The 21,980-nt window shown below is 60.8% G+C and carries 17 protein-coding genes and 2 riboswitches; of the genes, 4 read left to right on the top strand and 13 right to left on the bottom strand.

What is annotated here, in order from left to right:
* From ABYV89_RS04330 to ABYV89_RS04295, 8 genes are all read right to left on the bottom strand, one after another.
* On the bottom strand, positions 1-1,246 hold a 1,246-nt coding region (locus ABYV89_RS04330; protein WP_432821706.1), incomplete at its 3' end, for a 2Fe-2S iron-sulfur cluster-binding protein.
* 93 nt (positions 1,247-1,339) lie between these two features.
* Positions 1,340-3,121, bottom strand: coding sequence for an NADH-quinone oxidoreductase subunit NuoF (gene nuoF, locus ABYV89_RS04325; RefSeq protein ID WP_432821705.1), 1,782 nt, complete (start codon positions 3,119-3,121; stop codon positions 1,340-1,342).
* Between the two features lie 46 nt (positions 3,122-3,167).
* Entirely contained in the window at positions 3,168-3,656 is a 489-nt protein-coding gene (nuoE, locus tag ABYV89_RS04320) for an NADH-quinone oxidoreductase subunit NuoE (protein WP_432821704.1), read from the bottom strand.
* A 43-nt stretch (positions 3,657-3,699) separates the two neighbouring features.
* Entirely contained in the window at positions 3,700-4,674 is a 975-nt protein-coding gene (gene moaA, locus ABYV89_RS04315) for a GTP 3',8-cyclase MoaA (RefSeq protein WP_432821703.1), read from the bottom strand.
* A 43-nt stretch (positions 4,675-4,717) separates the two neighbouring features.
* Positions 4,718-5,545 carry a HesA/MoeB/ThiF family protein gene (locus tag ABYV89_RS04310; RefSeq protein WP_432821702.1) on the bottom strand — a complete coding sequence of 276 codons (828 nt, stop codon included), beginning with the start codon at positions 5,543-5,545 and terminating at the stop codon, positions 4,718-4,720.
* A gap of 1 nt (position 5,546) precedes the next feature.
* Positions 5,547-5,771 (bottom strand): MoaD/ThiS family protein, encoded by a 225-nt coding sequence (locus ABYV89_RS04305; protein ID WP_432821701.1) that lies wholly within the window; start codon positions 5,769-5,771, stop codon positions 5,547-5,549.
* Between the two features lie 94 nt (positions 5,772-5,865).
* Positions 5,866-7,596 (bottom strand): aldehyde ferredoxin oxidoreductase C-terminal domain-containing protein, encoded by a 1,731-nt coding sequence (locus ABYV89_RS04300; RefSeq protein WP_432821700.1) that lies wholly within the window; start codon positions 7,594-7,596, stop codon positions 5,866-5,868.
* Positions 7,597-7,627: 31 nt separating this feature from the next.
* Positions 7,628-7,745, bottom strand: a riboswitch (molybdenum cofactor riboswitch).
* Positions 7,746-7,789: 44 nt separating this feature from the next.
* The gene (locus ABYV89_RS04295; protein ID WP_432821699.1) at positions 7,790-8,953 is read right to left on the bottom strand and encodes an iron-containing alcohol dehydrogenase; all 1,164 of its coding nucleotides are present in this window, start codon (positions 8,951-8,953) and stop codon (positions 7,790-7,792) included.
* A 599-nt stretch (positions 8,954-9,552) separates the two neighbouring features.
* Positions 9,553-9,672: riboswitch (molybdenum cofactor riboswitch) on the top strand.
* Between the two features lie 159 nt (positions 9,673-9,831).
* Between ABYV89_RS04295 and ABYV89_RS04290 the strand changes: the two genes are divergently transcribed.
* The 4 genes from ABYV89_RS04290 to ABYV89_RS04275 all read left to right on the top strand — a co-directional run bounded on the left by ABYV89_RS04290 (position 9,832) and on the right by ABYV89_RS04275 (position 15,097).
* Positions 9,832-10,566 (top strand): ATP-binding cassette domain-containing protein, encoded by a 735-nt coding sequence (locus tag ABYV89_RS04290; protein ID WP_432821698.1) that lies wholly within the window; start codon positions 9,832-9,834, stop codon positions 10,564-10,566.
* Positions 10,567-10,710: 144 nt separating this feature from the next.
* Positions 10,711-11,859, top strand: a complete 1,149-nt coding sequence (locus tag ABYV89_RS04285; RefSeq protein WP_432821697.1) for an iron-containing alcohol dehydrogenase — start codon at positions 10,711-10,713, stop codon at positions 11,857-11,859.
* Between the two features lie 27 nt (positions 11,860-11,886).
* Positions 11,887-13,557: an ATP-binding protein gene (locus tag ABYV89_RS04280; protein WP_432821696.1), complete on the top strand. Its 1,671-nt coding sequence runs from the start codon at positions 11,887-11,889 to the stop codon at positions 13,555-13,557.
* Entirely contained in the window at positions 13,550-15,097 is a 1,548-nt protein-coding gene (locus tag ABYV89_RS04275) for a sigma 54-interacting transcriptional regulator (protein WP_432821695.1), read from the top strand. The genes ABYV89_RS04280 and ABYV89_RS04275 overlap by 8 nt, the downstream gene beginning before the upstream one ends.
* 84 nt (positions 15,098-15,181) lie before the next feature.
* Here the strand turns inward: ABYV89_RS04275 and ABYV89_RS04270 are convergent, their stop codons facing one another.
* The 5 genes from ABYV89_RS04270 to ABYV89_RS04250 form a co-directional block, all read right to left on the bottom strand.
* A complete protein-coding gene (locus tag ABYV89_RS04270) occupies positions 15,182-17,146 on the bottom strand; it encodes a (Fe-S)-binding protein (protein ID WP_432821694.1) in 1,965 nt (654 codons plus the stop codon).
* Positions 17,147-17,176: 30 nt separating this feature from the next.
* Complete coding sequence (locus ABYV89_RS04265) at positions 17,177-18,514, bottom strand: FAD-binding protein (RefSeq protein WP_432821693.1); 1,338 nt, start codon at positions 18,512-18,514, stop codon at positions 17,177-17,179.
* Positions 18,515-18,542: 28 nt separating this feature from the next.
* On the bottom strand, positions 18,543-19,355 hold the full coding sequence (locus tag ABYV89_RS04260) for an electron transfer flavoprotein subunit beta/FixA family protein (RefSeq protein WP_432821692.1): 813 nt from the start codon (positions 19,353-19,355) through the stop codon (positions 18,543-18,545).
* 331 nt (positions 19,356-19,686) lie between these two features.
* Positions 19,687-20,154 (bottom strand): hypothetical protein, encoded by a 468-nt coding sequence (locus tag ABYV89_RS04255; protein ID WP_432821691.1) that lies wholly within the window; start codon positions 20,152-20,154, stop codon positions 19,687-19,689.
* Between the two features lie 490 nt (positions 20,155-20,644).
* Positions 20,645-21,980 (bottom strand): class I tRNA ligase family protein (locus tag ABYV89_RS04250; RefSeq protein ID WP_432821690.1); only part of this gene is annotated, 1,336 nt, incomplete at its 5' end.

The following is a 21,980-nucleotide window of genomic DNA, read 5'->3' as shown; positions in this document are numbered from 1 at the left end:
TGTCGAGCTTGCCTTTCTTGTCGCCGATCACCAGCAGATCGGCGTGGTTGACGCGGATCGCCTGGTTGACCACCATGCCGACCACCGGGTGGGTCTCGTAGAAGTCGCTGCGGATGGCGAGGATGGTGTCGCATTCCTCGATCTGCGGGAAGGTGCCGGTCGAAGCGGTGACCCCGAGGGTCTCCTTGAGCCCTTCGGTGATCCCCTTGTAGCACTCGCCGCCGCTGTGGTCGAGATTGGCGGTGCCGAGCTTTTCGGCGACCTGCTTGAGCAGGAAGAATTCTTCGTTGGACAGGCGGCCGCCGGTAAGAATGCCGACCCCCTGGTCGCCCTGGGCCTTCTTCAAGCCGTCGGCGACGGCAGCCATGGCTTCATCCCAGGTGGCCGGAACCAGTTCGCCGTCTTTGCGCACCAGCGGCTGGGTCAGACGGTCGCCGCTGTTGATGTAGGAGTAGCCGAAGCGGCCGCGGATGCAGAGGTTGCCGTCGTTGACCCCGGTCTTGTCGTTGAAGCGGACGGTTTCGACCTTGTTGTCCTTGACCCCGAGGCAGACGGTACAGCCGTTGCCGCAGTAGCCGCAGACGGTGTCGACTTCCTTGAGCTGCCAGGGGCGCGCCTTGAACTTGAACGGGCGCGGAAGGATGGCGCCGACCGGGCACATCGAGACGCACTGGCCGCAGAACTCGCAGGAGAGGCCGCGGTCGTAGGCGGTGGCGATCTTGGTCTCGAAGCCGCGGTTGATGAAGGAGTAGGAGCCGTAGCCGACCACCTCGTCGCAGACCCGGGCGCACTTGCCGCAGAGCACGCAGCGGTTCATGTTGCGCTCGATCAGCGGGTTGATCTCGTCGGTCGGCAGGTTGAACTTCTCGCCCTCGAAGCGGTTGCTGGTGACCTCGTAATCATAGGCGAGGTCCTGCAGGTCGCACTCGCCGCCCTTGTCGCAGACCGGGCAGTCCAGCACGTGGTTGACCAGCAGAAACTCGAGCACGGTCTTGCGCACCTTGCGGATCTCGTCAGACATCGTCTTGACGATCATCCCTTCGGTGACCGGGGTGGTACAGGAGGGAATCAGGCGGCCCTTCATCTGCTCGACTTCCACCAGGCAGACCCGGCAGGCGCCGTAGGGGAACAGCTTCTTGGCGTAGCAGAGTACCGGAATGTCGATCCCGGTTTCCTTGGCGGCCTGGTAGATCGTAGCCGTTTTGCTAACCGTAACTTGTTTGCCGTCAATCGTAAGATTTACCATCTTATCCTCGTTTATCTACCGTGAGGGGTGAAGAGTGAGGGGTGAGGGGTAAAGCCGTTATGCCTCACTCCGCACACCTTACGCCTCACTGATTTAGTCGATCGCCATGAAGCGGCAGGCATCGTAGCAGGAAGTGCACTTGGTGCATTTCTCCAGATCGATTTTCGCCACCTGACCCTTTTCCCACTCGATCGCGTCCACCGGACAGGCCTTCGGGCAGAGCCCGCATTTCTTGCACTTGTCTTCGATGACGCGGAAGTGCAGCAGCGGCTTGCAGCCGTGCGAGGGGCACTCTTTTTCCTTGATGTGCGCCTCGTACTCGTGGCGGAAATAGCGGATGGTCGACAGAACCGGGTTCGGGGCCGTCTGACCGAGACCGCACAGCGAGCTCTTCTTGATGTCGTAGGCCATGTCCTCGAGCAGCTCGATATCGCCCTCGCGCCCGTTGCCCTCGGTGATGCGCTCGAGAATCTCGAGCATGATCTTGAGGCCGATCCGGCAGGGAATGCACTTGCCGCAGGATTCGACGCGGGTGAAGTTGAGGAAGAACCGGGCGATGTCGACCATGCAGGTCGTCTCGTCCATGACCACCAGGCCGCCGGAACCCATCATGGCGCCGGCCTTGATCAGCGAGTCGTAGTCGACCTGGGCATCCAGGGCCTCGGCGGGCAGGCAGCCGCCGGAGGGGCCGCCGGCCTGGACGGCCTTGAACTTGCGGTTGTTGTGAATACCGCCGCAGACGTCGTAGATGACCTCTTTCATGGTGGTGCCGGCGGGAACCTCGACCAGGCCGGTGTGCTTGACCTTGCCGGTCAGGGCGAAGATCTTGGTCCCCTTGGTCCCTTCGGTACCGATGGCGCTGTACCAGTCGGCGCCGTTGTAGAAGATGTAGGAGACGTTGGCGAAGGTCTCGACGTTGTTGATGTTGGTCGGGTAGCCCCAGAGACCGCGCACCGCCGGGAACGGCGGCCGGGGGCGGGACATCCCGCGCTGCCCTTCGATGGAGGCCATCAGCGCGGTCTCTTCGCCGCAGACGAAGGCGCCGGCGCCGGCCTTGATGCGCATGTCGAAATCGAAGCCGAGCCCCAGGCAGTTCTTGCCGAGGAAGCCTTTTTCGTAGCAGGTGTCGATGGCCATCTGCAGCCGCTTGATCGCCAGCGGGTATTCGGCGCGCACGTAGACGTAGCCGAACTTGCAGCCGATGGCGTAGGCGCCGATCATCATCCCCTCGATCAGGCCGTAGGGGTCGCCTTCGAGTACCGAGCGGTCCATGAACGCCCCCGGGTCCCCTTCGTCGGCGTTGCAGATCAGGTACTTGGTCTCACCGGGGGTCGCCGCGCAGAAGCTCCATTTGACCCCGGTAGGGAAGCCGCCGCCCCCTCGTCCGCGCAGGCCGGAGCGCTTGACTTCGTCGATGACTTCGGCGGGCTTCATGGTCACCGCCTTCTTGATCCCCTGAAAGCCTTTGTGGTCGAGGAAGTCTTCGAGGCTCTCGGCATCGATGGTGCCGCAACGCGAGAAGATGATGCGCTGCTGCTTCTCGAGGAACTTGGCGTAATAGGGACCGGCCACCTTCTTTGCAACCGGCTCGTTGCCCAGCACATGCTGCTCGACGATCTGCGGCACCATCTCGGGCGTACAGAAGTCATAGGTCACGGCGGCCTGGCCGGGCATCACCACGTCGACCAGAACGTCGTTGGCGCAGAGACCGCGACAGCCGGTACCGACCACGTCGCAGCGCTTGCCGATCTTGGCTTCGACGCCCTGCTTGGCGAACTCCGCCTCAAAGGCGTCGCCAACAGCCTTCGCACCGGAGGCCAGCCCTCCTGTTCCCTGACAGATTAGAATTTTAATCGCTTCTGCTTTTGCGGCCATATCTATTTAATCCCCACTCGGTGAATGGTGTTAAGTCCCGGGAACCTTAGTCCATCGCCTGGTATTTCTTGATGACCTCGTCCATCTTCTGCACCGTGATGCTGCCGTAGGTATCATCATTGACCATGATAACCGGAGCCATCCCGCAGGCACCGATGCAGGCAACGTATTCGGCGGTGAACTTGAGGTCTTCCGTCGTCTCGGCGTGGCCGATCCCCAGCCGGTCGGTCAGCGTATCGGCAATCCGGCCCGCTCCCTTGACGTGGCAGGCCGTTCCCATGCAGACGCGGATGATGTACTTGCCCCGCGGCTCGAGATGGAACTGGGCGTAAAAGGTCAATACCCCGTAAATCTGGCTCGGGTAGACATTCAGACGCTCCGCCACCAGATGCACGGTCGGCTCGGGAATGTAGCCATAATGCTCCTGGATCGCCTGAAGGACCGGCATCAGGGCCCCCTTCATGTCCAGGTATTTGTCGATGACCGCATTGGCGCCGGCCAGGTCGATCTCTTCTTCGGGCATCGTTTCGTTCATTGTTTCATTCATTCCGCAGTGGGTTTGAGAAGACAAACGGGTATCAGCCGCCGATGGCGGCCATGGCAAAGGCCTGGTAACCGTCCTGGTCGCCGGCGAGATCGTGCTGAGAGGGCTTGCCGGCCACGACCCGGCGGAGTCCCTCGGCCAGAGCCTGGTTGTCGCGGGCCAGCAACGGCCGCAAATCGACCCCGGCATCAGAAAAGAGGCAGCTGCGCGCGGTCCCGGTGGCGGTCACCCGCACCCGGTTGCAGCTGTTGCAGAAATGTCCGGAGACAGCGGTAATCACACCGATCTCGCCGATGGCGCCATTGATACGAAAGTTTCTGGCCGGGCCGGACCGCTCGCCCCCATCGACCGATCGCAGCGCGTAACGCGCGGCCAGCCGGTGGATGATTTCGTCGCCGGAAATGACCTGTGAGCGCCAATCGCCGGCCTTGAGCGAGGGCATGTACTCGATGAAGCGAACCGTGACCGGGCGAGCCAGGGTGAGTTCGGCGAAATCTTCGATTTCAGAATCGTTGACTCCGCGCATCACCACCATATTGATTTTAACCCTCAGCCCCACCCGCTCCGCCGCCATCAGTCCGTCAACCACTTGGCGCAGGTCACCGGTGCGGGTGATGGCGACAAAGGTCTCGGGGGTGAGGGAATCGAGGCTGATGTTGACCCGCTGCACACCGGCAATCCTCAACGAAGCGGCCAGCTCGGGCAGCAGCTGGCCATTGCTGGTCAGTACCAGCTCCTTGAGCCCCGGCAGGGCTTTCAGGCGCGCCAGAAATTCGATGATTCCCTTGCGCACCAGCGGCTCGCCGCCGGTTACCCGGATTTTTTCGATCCCCTGCCCCACCGCCACCCGAGCGATCCGGTACAGGTCTTCATAGCTGAGGATGTTGTGCGGAGCGAGCTTGTCGACACCGGCCGCCGGCATGCAGTAACAGCAGCGCATGTTGCAGCGGTCGGTGACAGAGAGTCGCAGGTAGTTGATCTTGCGACCGAAGGGGTCGATCAGGGACATGCTGCCTCCAGCGCTTCAAGAGAAATACCTGATGGCGTAAATGTCATAAGCTGATTTCGCAGAATTCCATATCGAGCAGGTCGACATTCAGGCAACGCCCGGTCAGGGGGGTCCCCCTGTCGAGCAGCAGCTTGCAGACCTCGGCGACTTCGAGACTGGCCACCACCGCCGGGGTGAAGGAAGGGTTGCCCAGCTCTTTCTCCACGCCCTTGCTGGCGATGGCATGCCCCTGGCCTCGGTAAATTTTTTCCAGCAGCAGGTCTCCCGGCTGCTGGGTGGTCAGCTGCCCGTACCAGCCGGCAATGGCGCCGTGCACCAGCGGGATGCCGAGATCACGGCAGACAGCGGCGAGCTCGAGTCGCACGTTAATACTGTCGAGCCCGTCGACGGCGACCCGTGCCCCCTTGAGCAGGAGTCCCCCCTTGGCCGCCCCGAACGCCTCGGGAACCGCGGTTACGGAAACGGCCGGGTTAACCCGCGCCACCCGTTCTGCGGCGACATCCACCTTGCGGCGACCAAGATCGAGAGGAGTGGCCAGTAACTGGCGATTGAGGTTGTGCTCTTCAAAGACATCGGGATCGACGACCAGCAGTTCACCGACCCCCAGGCGGGCCAGCTCTTCGATGATGTAGCCACCGAGGCCGCCGCAGCCGATGACGGCCACCCGGCTGCCGAAGAGGGTCCGCTGATCGTCGCAGGAGATGATCTGCCGGTTGCGCTGGTAGCGTGCCGGCAGGATATCGGCGGCCAGGGCCTGAGCCTCGACCTGGGCCAGACTCAGCCCGAAACGCTCGGCGGCCGCCACCTGGGCGGTCCAGGGAAACAGGTCGCCGGTGCAGCGGGAACGGATAAACTCGAGCAGTTCGGTCATCTCAGCCTCCCCCGACCAGGGGGAAGAGCGAAAGGGTATCCCCTTCGGCCAGCACCCGGTCGACCTGGGCATGCCGACCGTTGACCATGACCACGCCGAGTTCCGCTTCGGTCAGACCAACCTCGGCGACGATCTGCCGGCAGGTCGTCCCCTGGGGAAAATCGAATTCAGCGACCTTGAAACGGCCGTTGCGGAACATGGCAAACAGCTTTACCGTCACTCTCATCCTTACCTCCTCAAGAGATGTCGGTCGGAACAAAAAAACCCCGGTGTGGCCAGAACGGCCACACCGGGAAAGGAGAGAGGACACGGACCTCTCTTTAGAAGTTCCAGAACTCGTCGATTTCCTCGTCGCTGAAATCCCAGACCACGTTGTGCGGTGCCACCGGCTCGAACTTGAAGAATTCGGGCAGGCGGTCATCGGCGGCGGTGAAACCGGCGGCCTGGTTGAAGGCACGCTCGATCTTCAGGACGCTCTTGCCGAGGTTGGTGACATCGTCGCCGGTCAGATTGATACCGAAACGGGCATTGATCATGTCGATCAGGGCCGGCAGGCATTCGGGGATGTCGAGGGCCGGGAAGGCGATGAAGATACACATGCCGGTCGAGTCGACGGCGGCGGTGGCGATCTGCAGGTTGCGGGAAAGCTCAACCTGGCCGTCCTTCTTCAAGGGGTCGACAAAGCCGCCGACGTTGAGGATGTTGGTGGCGATGGTGTAACCGGCGGTGTGGTCGGCGCCCATGGTGCTGGTGGCATAGGTGATGCCGATCCCCTTGACGCTGCGGGGGTCGTATGCGGGGATGCCCTGGTTCTTGACCACGGGGACGCGGGTGACGCCGTAGGTGCGGCCGACGTGACCGGTGCCGCCGCCGAGGATGCGGCCGAGCGCCGTCCCCTTGCCGATCTCTTCGGTCAGCATGCGGATGACACCTTTGCCGTCGCCGAAAGGCAGCACGCCGGCTTCCATGGCAACACCGAACATGACCGCGGTTTCAATCGAATCGACCCCGAGATCGTCCATGATATTGTCGGCCTCGGCGATGTCATCGAGGGTCTCGATGCAGCAGTTGGCGCCCAGGCCCCAGATGGTCTCGTACTCAAAGCCGGAGGTGACGTACTTGCCGTCCTTGTCGTTGTAGACCTGGGAGCACTGGATGATGCAGCCGGCATGGCAGCCGTGCTTGGTTTTGCCACCGCGCTCGACGATGGTGTCGTGCATGGTTTCACCGCTGATGTTGTCATGGGCGGCGAACTGGCCGGTGGTGAAGTTGCGGGTCGGCAGGCCGCCGGCCTCATTCAGAATGTTGACCAGCACGTTGGTGCCGTAGGTCGGCAGGCCTTCGCCAGCCACCGGGTGGTCGAGCAGGGCCTTGGCGAAGACGCGGGCCGCGGTCTTGAACTTGTCCGGATCGGCGATGGTGATGCCGGGAGCGCCTTCGGCATCGATGCTGATAAACTTGATTTTCTTCGAACCCATGACGCCGCCGAGACCGCCGCGACCGTGGCTGCGGATCTTGCTGTCGGGATCTTTGACCGAGATGTTGGCCATCGCCATTTTCATCTCGCCGGCCGGACCGATGGTCATCACGCCGGTCTTCTTGCCGAGGCGGGCCTCGATCGTTTCGATGACGGCGAAGTTACCCTTACCGATCAGTTCGCTCTCTTCGGCGATGGTGACGCCTTCCTTGGTGACATGCAGGCCGTACCACTTGTCATCCTTGGGCAGCCCTTCGATGATCAGGGCCTTGATCCCCATCTTGGCAAACTGCTGAGCGCTGGTGCCGCCGGCGTTGCTTTCCTTGATGGTGCCGGTCAGCGGGCTCTTGGCGCCGCAGGACATGCGGCCGGAGTTGGCGGCAGCGGTACCGCTGAGAAGACCCGGAGCAAAGACCAGCTTGTTGTTGGGGCCGAGAGCATGACAGGTGGGGGGAACTTCTTCGGAAACGATGGTCGAAGTCAGGGCGCGGCCACCGAGGCCGGCCCAATTGGCGGGCACATCCTCGACTTTAGCGGTGAGAGTGGTCATGTTGACGCGAAAAATTTTGTTCATTCTTGATTTCTCCCTTTCATGTGGTTCGTCCGCCGCGCGGAAGACATCTCCTTTCCGAAAGGGAGGCCCCGTCGTTTCCAACGGAACCCTTTGGCCAGCCACCCTGAGGCGATCCTGTTAGGCAGTGAGGCTCGGAGATGAGGTAAAAACCGGGACCGCGGAAACGCCCGCGGTCCCGGTCGGTGCAGTCGCCTTACATGGCAGCCTTGTAGATGCCGATGACGCAGTCGAGGGTCGCGGTGCGGGGGTTGGTCAGCATGCAGGCGTCCTTCATGGCGTTCTCGGCCATAATGCGCAGATCGGTTTCCTTGACGTTGAGCGCCGTGAGGCCGGCGGGGATCCCGATGTCGCTGGAGAGCTTGCGGATCGCAGCGATCCCCTTGGCGGCGGCTTCGACGTCGGAGAGGCCGCTGATGTTCTCACCCATGGCAACGGCGATGTCGGCGAAGCGCTTGGGGTTGGAAATCATGTTGAACTCGCACACCGACGGCAGCAGGATGGCGTTGCAGACACCGTGGGGCAGGTTGTAGAAGCCGCCGAGCTGGTGCGCCATGGCGTGAACGTAGCCGAGCGAGGCGTTATTGAAGGCCATGCCGGCCAGGTACTCGGCGTAAGCCATCTTGTCGCGAGCCTCAAGGTTCTTGCCGTTGGCCACAACCGGACGCAGGTACTCGGCGACCAGTTCAATGGCCTTGATGGCGCAGGCGTCGGTAATCGGGGTGGCGATGGTCGAGACATAGGCCTCGACAGCGTGGGTCAGGGCGTCCATGCCGGTAGCGGCGGTCAGGGCAGCCGGCTTGCCGACCATCAGAACCGGATCATTGATGGCGACATTGGGGGTGCAGCGCCAGTCGACGATGGCCATCTTCACCTTGGTGTCGGTGTTGGTGATGATGCAGAAGCGGGTCATCTCAGAAGCGGTGCCGGCGGTGGTGTTGATGGCGACGAAGGGAGGCATCGGCTTGCTGGTTTTGTTGACCCCTTCGCAGTCGCGGATGTGGCCGCCGTTGGTGGCGACCATGCCGATCCCCTTGGCGCAATCGTGGGAAGAGCCCCCGCCCAGGGAGATGATGGCGTCGCACTTGTTGTCCTGGTAAACCTTCAGTCCGTCATGGACGTTCTTGTCGGTCGGGTTAGGCTCTGCGCCGTCAAAAATAATCACGGACACGCCGGATTTCTCGACCTGCTCCTTGATCTGGGCAGCCATACCCATGGCGGTAATCCCTTTGTCAGTGACCAGCAGGGCCTTCTTGGCACCGAGGGCCTTGACCTGATCGCCGGCTTCCTTGGAGGAACCAACGCCCATAAGAGATACGGTGGGAATGAAGAATCCGAAAGTCTGATCTGCTAATGCCATTGTTTTTCTCTCCTATTTAATACGGTTGAGGATTATGCCCATTGACCTGTCATGCCATGGGACGCGCACTTGCTTTCAGGCACCGAGCGCCGACTATCAAACGCCTGCACCTTGTCAAATGATCCGCTTGAAACTGGAACAAGCAAATCAAACGATGGTTGGTACTTGAGCAACAACGATGCCAGCTCTTTCATGACGACACAATATTGCGTAAACACGATACTTTTCACGCCCCCCACAATCACTCCAAACCCCAGCAGTGCTGCACCATGACGGTGCATACTGTTCCACTATACACCAATCTGCACCATCCGCGACTCGGCGCACCATCCCGTCAGCACGTCGCCACGGTCCACCGACGCCCGCACCTGCCTGCGATCCACATTGGATCACCACGCACCATTACGGCCCACCGTGACGTTCCACATTGGCACACTTCGGGTCGACAGGGAACAGGTCACCCAGGGGCCAAAAACACATTTCCATTTTTCGGCAGCCGACCCGAACCCACCGGATAACGTAGACGGAATAGATTCTGCCGTCGGCGGCACCAGGCAAAACAAACAGCTTGTTTAAAGTTGTGCATGGGTCTTGCACTTTATCCGCCCGTTCTCCGAGCCCATCCTCCTAAAGGTAACATCTCAGGGAGGCCGGCCGACGGGTTGCGCTGGAAACGGCGTGGCCTCCCGAATTCGGAAAGGAGACTCTCCAGCAGGCGGCCAGGGTGACCGTTGACAGGCATGGGGTTCTTCCACATCAACAGGGGGAAGCCCATTTGTTTACGGGAGCGGACACTCGATATGAACGGAAAGATTTTCAAAGACATACTGGCCATGACAGTCAACCTGGTTCTCAACCTGCTCCAGCAAAGGTAGCTAATGCAACCGATCTACAGTCTGCACCATATCGTCAAAAAACATGCTTCCCGGCCGGTCCTCGATATCGAGCAGATGGAGCTTTACCCTGGCCGCAGCTACGCCCTGCTCGGGCCGAACGGCGCCGGCAAAAGCACCCTGCTCGAGCTGCTGGCCCTGCTTGCTCCGCCATGCGCCGGAACCCTGCAGTTCGCCGGAGAGACGGTGCGCTGGAACAACCGCGCCCTGCGGTATCAGCGGGGCCGGATCACCCTGGTCCACCAGGCTCCCTACCTCTTTAACCGCAGCGTCTTCGACAACCTCGCCTTCGGCCTTGGCCTGCGGGGTATCCATGGCGCCAGCCAGCGGCAGACCATCGCGGCCGCGCTTGAAAAGGTCGGGCTGGACGGGTTTGCCGCGCGCCACGCCCGCCGGCTTTCCGGCGGCGAAGCCCAGCGGGTTGCCCTCGCCCGGGCGCTGGTGCTTAAGCCGGAGGTTCTGCTGCTCGATGAACCGACCGCCAGCATCCATAGCGAAACCGTGCCGGCACTCGAACGGGTGATTGGCGAACTGCGCGATGCGGGCACCACCCTGGTCGTCGCCACCCATGACCGGGGGCAGGCCGCCCGGCTGCAGTGCCTCCCCCTGACCCTGGAAAACGGCCGCCTGGCGACCCCGGACCTCCACTCCCCCCAACCGGGCGTTCCGCTGCTGTCCGGGATCGGGCGCTCACCCAGCGGCCACTGTTGCGCCGCCTGACTCAAATCGCGAAGCCTCGATGGCCAGGGTTGCAGAAGCCAGGAGCTCCTGCCGGCAGCAGGTTGATTGGGGCATAGCCCCGATCCGGCGACCGTGTTATCATGACTATTTGCAGACGAATTAAATGAGCGGGAGTTGTCATCGATGAATATCAGCAAGTTTGTCACTCCGGAGATCATCTTCGGCCTCGGCTCCCTGAGCCAGATCGGCGAAAGCGCCGTGCGCCTTGGGGCGTCCAAGGTCTTTATCGTCAGCGATGACGACGTAATGGCAGCCGGCTGGGTCGACAAGGCCCTGCACTACCTGAATGCCGCCGGCCTGAAGGCGGTGGTCTACTCGTCGCTGACCACCAACCCCAAGGACTTCGAAGTGATCGAGGGGACCCGGCGCTACCTTGAATCAGGGTGCGATGCCATCGTCGCCGTCGGCGGCGGCAGCCCGACCGACGTCGCCAAGGCGGTCGCCCTGCTGGCCACCAACGGCGGCCAATTGCGCGATTACGAAGGGATCAACAAAATCATCCACCCGCTGCCGCCGATGCTGATTGTCCCCAGCACCGCCGGGGCCGGCTCGGAGGTCAGCCAGTTCGCCATCATCGTCGACACCGAACGCAAGCTGAAGATGTCGATCATCTCCAAATCGCTGGTTCCCGACATCGCCATCGTCGATCCCGACCTGTTGCGCACCAAGGACGCCAAGCTGGCCGCCGCTACCGGGATGGACGCCCTCACCCACGGCATCGAGTCATATGTCTCGCTGGCGGCCACCCCGCTGACCGACATCCATGCCTGCAAGGCGATCCAGCTGGTTGCCGGCAACCTGCGTCAGGCCGTCAACAACCGCCAGGACATGGAAGCCAACACCAACATGGCGATCGCCAGCCTGACCGCCGGCATCGCCTTCTCCAACGCCATCCTCGGCGCCACCCACGCCATGACCCACCAGGTCGACGGCCTGCTCGACGAACACCACGGCGAAGCCAACGCCGCGATTCTCCCCCACGTCATGGAGTTCAACCTGCCTTCCTGCCTGGAACGCTTCAAGCACATCGCCTGGGCGCTGGGCAAAAATGTCCGCGACACCTCGCCGGAGCATGGCGCCCGGCTGGCGGTCGAGGGGATCCGTGAGCTGATCTTCGACATCGGGCTGGCCAAGGGGCTCGGCGACATGGGCCTGAAGAAAGAAGACATCCCGCAGCTCAGCCGCAACGCCGTCAACGATGCCTGCCTGGTGACCAATCCCCGGTCCGCCACGGCCGCGGAAATCGAACGTATTTTTCACAATGCGCTGTAGCGAAACCAAGCGGGGCAAGGAAGACCGATGAGCGACAGCAAGGAAAAACTGCTCGAACAACTGACCGGGGTCAACTCCTCCAAGCTCAACTATTACGTCGAGCTGAAAAAGCGCAACGAGGAGATCCTGCAGCAGAACAGCCGCCTGGAGATCCTCCACCAGCTGGCCCGCGACATCAACATCGACATGTCGGTCGCCGACATCATCGAGCGGACCTTCGCCAAGCTGCCGCAGACGCTCCCCTGCGATTTTCTCGGCCTGGTCACCACCCGCAACGGGGCGCTCTCGCTGAAAGCCATGATGCCCCGGGATTTCTGCCAGATCGACGACTTTCCGGCACATTCCCCCTCACTGAATGTCATCCGCGACAAACAAGCCGGAATATTCAACCTGGACGTGGAAGGACTTGACCACATCCGCTATAACCCGAAATATTCGACCCCGTTGAAATGCCTGGCGGTCGCCCCCCTGCTTAAGCGGGACGAGGTCTTCGGCTCGCTGATTGTCGGCAGCAGCGGCGAAGACGCCTACCGCGAGGCCGACCTGCGCTTCGTCCAGCACCTGGCCGACCAGCTGTCGATCAGCATTCAGAACGCGCGCCTCTACAAGCAGGTGTCGCGGGCAAAAAAAGAGTGGGAAGAAACCTTCAAGGCGGTTACCGATCCGATCCTGTTGATCGATACCGACTACAACGTGCTGCAGCACAACGACCGCCTGCCGGAGGAACTCAGGGAGGCCTGGGAGCGCGCCGTCGTCAACAAGTGCTACAACCGCCTCAAGGGACGCACGAAGCCGTGCCGGGACTGCCCGGTCCATGAGGTCAAACGCACGCACCAACCCTTTTTCCACCGCCTGCAGACCCCGGCGGGGAACCTGCTCGACATGTCCTACTACCCCGTCTTCAACGAGGACAACCAGGTGGTGGCAATCACGGTGCTGATGAAGGACGTCACCCAGAAGACCAAGATCGAGGGCCAGCTGGTGCACTCGGCCAAGCTGGCGGCGATCGGTGAAATGGCCGCCGGGGTCGCCCACGAACTCAACAGCCCGATGACCGTGATCATCGGCACCGCCCAGCTGCTGCTAAAGCCCCTGCCGACCAATTCCGAAGACGGCGAACTGCTCGGCGACATTGTCAACTGCGGCCTGCGCTGCAAACGGATCATTCAGAACCTGCTCACCTTCTCAAGGCAGGACCAGGCTCCGGTCAGCGACACCGACATCAACAGCGAAGTGCAGCGGGTGCTGGGGCTGATCCGCTACCAGATCAACCGCAGCCAGATCCGGATCGTCGCCGACCTCGACCCGGAGCTGCCGAAAATGAGCGCCAACGGCCCGCAGATCCAGCAGGTGCTGACCAACTTTCTGGTCAACGCCCGCGACGCCCTCAAAGGGGTCGAGCGGGAAAAAATCATCAAGGTGCGCACGTCAATTATCGATCGCAAGGGACAGCGCTGTGCCATCATCAGCGTCACCGACAACGGCAGCGGGATTCCGCCGGAACACCTGCCGAAGATTTTTACCCCTTTTTTCACCAGCAAGGAAGCCAGCAAGGGAACCGGACTCGGACTCTCGGTCAGCCTCGGCATTGCCGAATCGCACCAGGGGACGATCGAAGTGGAAAGTACTCCGGGCAAGGGGAGCACCTTCTCGCTGCTGCTGCCGCTGAACCCTGGGGAGGGGCTGCAAAATGACTAAACACAGGGAGGAAGGCTTGGCGCAGACCAGGGTATTGATCATTGATGACGAAGGGGATGTCTGCACCTTTTTCCGGCGCCTGCTAAGCCGCCTGGGCTATGACGTGGTCACCGCTGAAAACGAACCTGAAGCAGCCAGAGCGCTCGCCAGTCACAGTTTCAACGTCGCCATGGTCGACTTGAAATTGCCGGACACCGACGGGCTGACCCTGCTGAAAAAAATCAAGCGGCAGCAACCCCAGTGCGAAGTCATCATCATGACCGGCTACAGCACGGTCAAAACGGCCGTGACCGCCATTCAGCTGGGCGCCTATGAATACCTGGAAAAACCGTTCGAGGACATCGACGAGATCGAAAGGCTGATCGACCGGGCCGCCAGCTACGGCACCAGCATCAGCCAGGGACAGACCGGCGACGAGGAATGGGCCGACGTGGCCAGTGCGGTCGGCTTTCAGGTCGGGCGATCTGTTGCCATGCGCCAGATGGTCTCGCTGGCCAACAAGATCGCCGGCAAAAATATCAACGTGCTGATCCAGGGAAAAACCGGCACCGGCAAAGAGGTGCTGTCGCGCTTCATCCACGCCGCCTCCAATCGCTCGGGGCAGCCGTTTCTCCCCATCAACTGCGGTGCCCTGCCGGAAAACCTGCTGGAGAGCGAACTCTTCGGTCACGAAAAAGGCGCTTTTACCGGCGCCAACCAGACTCGCCGCGGCATTTTCGAGCTGGCCAACCGCGGCACCCTGTTTCTCGATGAAATCGGCGATGCCAGCCCGCTGATCCAGGTCAAACTGCTGCGGGTTCTGGAAACCGGTGAATTCATGCGGGTCGGCGGCGAAAAGCCGCTTCGCACCGATGTGCGGATCATCGCCGCTACCAACGTCGACCTGGAAAAGGCCATCGCCGAAAACACCTTCCGCGAAGACCTCTACTATCGTCTCAACGTGGTGCGCCTGGAAATCCCCTCCCTGCAGGAACGGCACGAAGACATCCCCCAACTGGCGGAATTCTTCACCCGGCAGCTCAACCCCGACCTCAAGATCGCCCCGGCGACCCTGGACCTGCTGAGCCGACATCCTTGGCCGGGGAACATCCGAGAGCTTTCCAACACCCTGCGCCGGGCCGTGGTTCTCTGCACGGGACCGGTGCTGCTGCCGGAACACCTGGGCGGCCCCCTCGAATCACGCCCCGCTCCTGCTGCCGCCGCAGCCCGGAAAACCCGCAGCACTTCCGAGGGCGACAGCTCCGTCGAAGAGTTCTGGACCCACTACGGCAGCGAAGGGGTTCTTGAACAGATGAGCGACGGGCAACTGCAGCAGATGCTCCACTCCCTGCACGGCCTGGAAAAGAGCCTGGTCAAGGTCATGGCCCGCAAAGGGTTATGTCCCGAGCCGCAGCAGGGGCTCAGGGACAGGGAACTTGAAACCATTCGCAAAACCCTCGAACAGCATCACTGGAACATCACCGAAGCGGCGCGGACCCTGGGCATCGGCCGCAACACCCTGCACCGCAAAATAAAGAAATTTCAGCTGCGCGAAAGCTGAACCATTGATTTCGCCGAACGAAAAACGCCCCGCATTGCTGCGGGGCGTTTTTCGTTCTGGCATATTCGGAAAGAGCTGGCGGAATTATTGCCGGGGTCGCATCGACTCGGCAACCACCTCGGCGATATCCATGACCCGAACCGCCTCGCCCTGCTCATCCTTCAGACCGTCGGTTATCATGGTCATACAGTAGGGACAGCTGACGCAGATGGTATCGGGATTCTGCTGCAGGGATTCCTTGACCCGAGTACGGTTGATCCGGCGGCCGCTGTTTTCTTCCATCCACATCCGCCCGCCGCCGGCGCCGCAGCAGAAAGAATTCTCCCGGTTGCGCTCGAATTCCGACGGAGGAAAGCCGGTTGCCGCGGCAATGACGTCCCGCGGGGCCTGGTAAATATCGTTGTGCCGGCCAAGGTAACAGGAGTCGTGAAACAGGATGCGGCCGACATCCGCGGTGTTCGGCAGTTTAAGCCGCCCGCTTTCGAGGAGTTCGCTGATCAGCTGGCTGTGGGGAACCACTTCGAGGTCGAGGCCATACTGGCGGTAATCGTTTTTCAGGGTGCTGAAACAGTGCGGGCACTGGGTAATGATTTTCTTCACCCCGCGGGCCTTGAGCAGCTCGACATTCTTCAGCGTCATCTGCTCGAAAACGTACTCGTTGCCCAGGCGCCGGACGCTGTCGCCGCAGCAGAGCTCGTCCTTGCCGAGCGTCCCCCAGGAGACCCCGGCGGCATCGAGGATGGTCGCCAGCGCCACGGTGACGTGCTTGTTGCGGGTATCGAAGGAGCCGGCACAGCCGACAAAGAAAAGATATTCGGTCTCTTCGGCGCTGAACTCCTTGACGTCCATCAGGGAAGACCACTTGGTCCGCTCCGAGGGGGCGATCCCCCAGGGGTTGCTGCGCTGCTCCATGTTTTCGAAGAGGTTCAGGAGCTCTTCCGGAAAACGCGACTTCATCTGCACCATGTGGCGGCGCATCTTGACCAGTTTCTGCGGATGCTCGATAAAGACCGGGCAGGCCTCCAGACAGGCGCCGCAGGTGGTGCAGTCCCAGATCGCCTCTTCGCTGCAGCTCCCCTCGCCGCCATCACCGATCAGGGCCAGTTCAGGCGCCTTGGCCGACCCCTTTGCCAGCAGGTTGACCTTGATGTCATGGATGATTTGCCGCGGGTTGAGCTTTTTCCCGGTATTGTGAGCCGGGCAGACATCCTGGCAGCGGCCGCACTCGGTACAGGCGAACGAATCGAACAGGTCTTTCCAGGTCAGTCTGCCGACCTCGTCGGCACCAAGGTCGACCCCGACCTCGAAGATCTCGCGCGGCTGGGTATTCGGTTTTTCCAGGCTGCGGAAGAAACAGTTGCCGATGGCGGTAAAGACATGCAGGTGCTTGCTGTAGGGAATCAGGTAATTGAACAGCACCAGCAGGGCAAAGGCGTGAATCCACCAGAACAGGCCGTGCAGCCTCTCCAGGCCGACCTCGCCGAAGCCGGAAAGGGAATGGGCGAAGAAGACCGAAACCGGCATCCAGGCTGCCGCCCGTTCATGTCCGAGGGCAACTTCGGCCGAACTGATTCCGAAATAGGCCAGCATATGGACGGCGACCACCGCCACGATAAGGTAGCCTTCGTAATTGCGCGCTTCGGGAATGAGGGGGAAAAAGGTGCGCCGGATCAGCGCCGCCACCACCGCGCCGAGGGTGAGCAGGCTGACGATGTCGGACACCAGCCGGATGGGAACATAGAAAAAGTCGGGCAGGTTGGACAGGTGCAGGGCCGGAAAGATCCCGCCGAGGACAAACTCGACATTGACCACGACCAGAAGGATGCAGGCCCAGAAGAAGATGAAATGGTTGACCCCGAAAGGGCGCGCCAGCACCCGTTTCTGACCGAAGGCGAAGGCCAGCATGCTGCGCAGGCGCTGGTCAGGACGATCGAACCGGTTGTCGTCTCCACCGAGCCGCACCAGGCTCAGTCGCTGGTAGAGGCTCCAGAGGAAAAAGGCGCCGGAGCCGGTAAAAAGCACGAAAATGATAAATCTGCTGAAGGTCATATGAATTCCCCGAACGTCGAAATTAAAAGGCTAGGAGGCCGCCCGTGCCGGCTCACCGGTTCCCTGACGCAGCTCCCGGATCCGGCGGGTCAGGGCCGGAATGACCTGGAACAGGTCACCGACGATACCGTAGGTGGCGATCTGGAAAATCGGCGCGTCCTTGTCGCGGTTGATGGCGATGATGACATCCGAATCCTGCATGCCGACCATGTGCTGGATCGCTCCGCTGATGCCGCAGGCGATGTAGACCTTGGGCCGCACGGTCTTGCCGGTCTGGCCGACCTGGCGATCGTGCGGCATCCAGCCGGCATCGACCGCGCTGCGCGACGCACCGACCACGGCTCCGATTTCATCGGCGAACTCCTGAAGTATCGAGAAATTCGCAGCGTTCATCATGCCCCGTCCACCCGAGACGATAAACTCAGCCCCGGCGATATCGACCTTGTTCTTGGCGTCCTTGTCGCTGAAGACCTCGAGCACCTTGGTCAGGATGCCCTGCTCGTTCGGCGCGAAATCGTCGCGCACAATGATCCCCTTGCGGCCGGGCATCACCTCCGGCATGGCCATGACATGCGGGCGGACCGTGGACATCTGCGGCCGATACTTGTCGCACATGATGGTCGCCATGATATTGCCGCCGAAAGCCGGCCGAGTCTGCATCAGGTTCCGCTTGTCATCGATGCTGAGGCCGGTGCAGTCGGCGGTCAGACCGGTTTTGACCACGGTAGCTACCGCGCCGGCGAGATCGCGGCCCATCCCGGTGGCGCCCATCAGGATGATCTCCGGCTTGTGCTTTTCGATCAGGTGACAGATGGCCTCGTTGTAGGGCTGGGTGCGGTAATTGCGATAGACCGGGGCATCGAGCAGATAGGCCTTTTCGGCGCCGTGGGCGAATGCCTCGGCGCAGAGGGATTCGACATTGCTGCCGATCACCACGGCAGAGAGTTCGACATCGAGCTTTTTCGCCAGCTCGGCGCCGGTCCCCAGCAGTTCCCAGGAAACCTTGGCGACCTCCCCGTCGGTCTGCTCGATAAAGACCCAGACCCCCCGGTAGGCGGCCAGCATCTTCTGCAGGGCCGCTTCGGCCTCATCCACCTCAACTTCGGCGCCCCCTCCCTGGCTGGCCAGCTGATCCAGAAGCTTCTGCTCTTCCGGGGTGAAATACATTTCGATGGCCTCGGCGGGGCAGATCTTGACACATTTGACGCAGCCGATGCACTTGGCGGTATTTATGATGGGAGCCCCCTGCTCGTCCATCAGGATTACATCGACCGGGCATGAACTCATGCAACGTTCACCACAGGCGATACAGCGCCCTTCGACCAGGCGGGCGACTCCCCGCGGCTTTTTAATTTTTTTCGGTTCCATGGAAGATTCCTTCAATGACAATGGCTGCCTAGAATACCAGCAAATCCTTATCCAACAGCTTATCAACCAGCAGTTGCGCGGTACCGACCGGGTCGTTCACGCCGTCGCCGATAATCTCGCCCTTGTCGCGCTCGGGCGAAAAGATCTTGCTGACCCAGGTCGGTGAGCCCTTAAGCCCCACGGTCTTTTCGTCAAGCTGCAGAACCTTATTATCCCACAGCTTGATTTCTGCGTTGGCAGCCGCCAGCCGCATGGGAACGGTCGGGTAACGGGGACGGTTGAGCTCGCGCACGGCGGTGATCATGGCCGGCAGCGGCGCTTCGACGATTTCGTAACGCCCCTCGAGCTTGCGGCGAACACGGACCGTGCGGTTCTCCAGGTCGAGTTCCTCGATCCGGTCGACCAGGGTCAATTGAGTATAGCCAAGACGGGTTGCGATGCCGGGACCGGTCTGGGCGGTATCGCCGTCAATGGTCTGCTTGCCGCAGAAAACCAGGGCGACTTCCTCGGTCTCGGCCAACTTACTGATGGCCGCCGAAAGGACCTGGCTGGTCGCCAGGGTATCGGCGCCGCCAAAGCAGCGGTCACTGAGCAGAATGGCTTCATCCACCCCCACAGCACAGGCCTTGCGCAGCGTCGCCACGGCATTGGGCGGGCCCATGGACAGTGCAGCCACCCGAACTCCGAGCTGATCTTTCAGCCGCAGGCATTCCTCCAGCGCGTGGGTGTCATACGGATTGACGATAAACGGGATCCCTTCCCGCACCAGCGTGTTAGTCACCGGATCGATCTGCACCTGGGTGGTGTCCGGGACCTGTTTAATACAGGCAATCACAAGCATAAACGCATCCTTCTCCCCGATTAGATGATTCTTGAATCATGGCACCAAGATAAAACAAAAAAAGCCCAGCAGGGAGTTCTCCCTGAGGGCATCATTGCTGTAGCGCAAGCACCACGATGTGCCAGCCGACCACTCCATAATTGAACAGACTCCACAAATCGTGCCATTTCAATAACGCCACAACCTGTGAAAATCAACTCATAATAGACAATTCGTCCCGACGCGGCAGAGCTAAAAAGGGGCACCCGTGCACCACTACGGAACGGGCGAGCCAGATTGGCACACCGGAAACATTTTTCAGCGAACCATGCCTGTCGATCCCGGAAAGACTTCAGTCAAAATACCCTTTCCTGCTGTACCGACGAAGATCACTGTTGCTTTTGATTTCGGCGTGCAGGCAGCCGATCCGCTGACAGATACCGATACAGTTGGCAAATTCAGCATTTAAGGTGGTAAACATGGCAACGAGGTCAGCCCCGCAACTGCAGACATTGTACACCGGCAGCGGGTCGGAGCAGGTCGGGCAACAGATCTGAACGATCTCGCCTGGCACCCGTTCAAAATTGAAAAAGGTGCGGCTCTGGTCACCGATTACCGGACTCAGCGCCAGCAAACCATCCTGCCGTTCACTTTTCAGCCGGATGGTGATCCCCGGATGGCCGCCAAAAGATGCCAGGTCAGTTACCAGGCTGTGACCCTTGGCACAGAAACACTCCCTGACAACCTGGGGTTCATTGATGGTCGTCTCCACGCCGGGTGACTGGGTCACGGCACCGGTCGTTCGATTAAATATCCCCATAAATCGCACCCCGTAAAAATGACTGAGTAACGGAAATCGGGCTCAATGTGAACCAGGCGGTTGAAGTCAGATAATACGCTTTACGGACCCTGGAGCCCGACAGGCCGGAGACCTCAGGTTAAAGAAACAAGAATTCCCATAAAATTCGCCCCGGACGTGGGTTCCACATACCCAAGTGACTTCTCAGTGCAAAAGCAGGGCCCACAAAAGGCTCCCCTGATAAATGTTGTCAAATTATAGGGCACAAAGAGAGAAAAATCTACGCTTAACGCACACGCCGAACAGTTTTTGCACATTTTTTACCCACGCCGACTGGCTGGTGCATGTTTTTTGGGCGCTCGCAACCACCTTATTCGTCATCCCCAGAACCAAAAAAAGCCCGAAAGGAGTACACCTTTCGGGCTTCATTGCCACGGGTAACAAGAGCACTGCGCTGTGCTTTTGTATTACGATTATCTGTGCAGAGGGCGTGCCAAGCCCATTGGTCAAACTATCGCAAAGACTGGATTTTCTTCAGGCTTTCCTGGAGGATCGCCATTTTCTCTTCGGCATCCTGCAGCTTCCCGCGATCTTTTTCGAGTACATGGCGGGGCGCGTTGGCGACAAAACTTTCGTTTGAAAGCTTCTTACTGAACATGGTCACGTCCTTCTCGACCTTGGCGATCTCCTTGAGCAGGCGCTTTTCCTCTTCTTCAATATCGATCAGGCCGGCCAGCGGCAGCAGAATTTCGACATCACCGGCAACCTGTGTCGCCGCCTGCTCGGGGCGCGCCGACCCGACACCGAGGTTCAGTTCGCTGACACGGGCCAGGGTTTTGATATAGCCCTGGCCATCGCTCAAGGTGGCTGCCGAGGCTTCGCTCCGACAGTCGAGCACCGCCACCACCTGCTTGCTCGGAGCCACGTTCATCTCCCCGCGGATGTTGCGGATGCCCTTGATGACATCCATGATCAATTCCATCCGGGCCACGCCCCGCGGGTCGTGCAGCCCCCCCTCGCCGGTCGGATACGGCGTATCGACGATGAAGGCTGCCGGCCGCTGACCAGGCAGTGCCTGCCAGATTTCTTCGGTAATGAAGGGCATCAAGGGGTGCAGCAGGCGCAGCAGTGACTCGAGTACCAGGTAGAGGACACTCTGGGCCCTGGCCTTAACCGCGGGATCGTCCCCGTACAGGTCGTCCTTGACCAATTCGATGTACCAGTCGCAGAAGCTGTTCCAGGTGAAGGCGTAGAGGACGCTGGCCACCTCGTTGAATTTATACTCCTTCAACGCCTGGTTGGCATCGCGGGAGGCTTCCGACAGCCGGCTGAGAATCCACTTGTCGGCCAGAGACAACTCAAGGCGGTCGAGATCGATCTTCGCCGGATCAAAGTCATCAAGGTTCATCAGGGTGAAACGACTGGCGTTCCACAACTTGTTGGCGAAATTACGGTAGCCGGCAATGCGGTCGGTAGAGAGCTTGATGTCGCGGCCCATGGCGGCAAAGGCGGCCAGGGTGAAGCGAAAGGCGTCGGTACCGTACTCCTCGATGACCGTCAGCGGATCGATGACGTTCCCCTTGCTCTTGCTCATCTTCTGCCCCTGGGCGTCGCGCACCAGGGCATGGATGTAGACCTCCTTGAAGGGGACCTCGCCCATGAACTTGAGCCCCATCATCATCATCCGGGCAACCCAGAAGAACAGGATGTCGAAGCCGGTCACCAGGCAGGAGGTCGGGTAGAATTTGCCCAGGGTCTCGGTCTGCTCGGGCCAGCCCATGGTCGAGAAGGGCCACAGGGCCGAGGAGAACCAGGTGTCGAGGACGTCGGTCTCCTGGCGGATCTCG

The sequence above is a fragment of the Trichloromonas sp. genome (assembly GCF_041583255.1).
Taxonomy (GTDB): domain Bacteria; phylum Desulfobacterota; class Desulfuromonadia; order Desulfuromonadales; family Trichloromonadaceae; genus Trichloromonas.
This window is presented reverse-complemented; position numbering and strand designations above follow the sequence as displayed.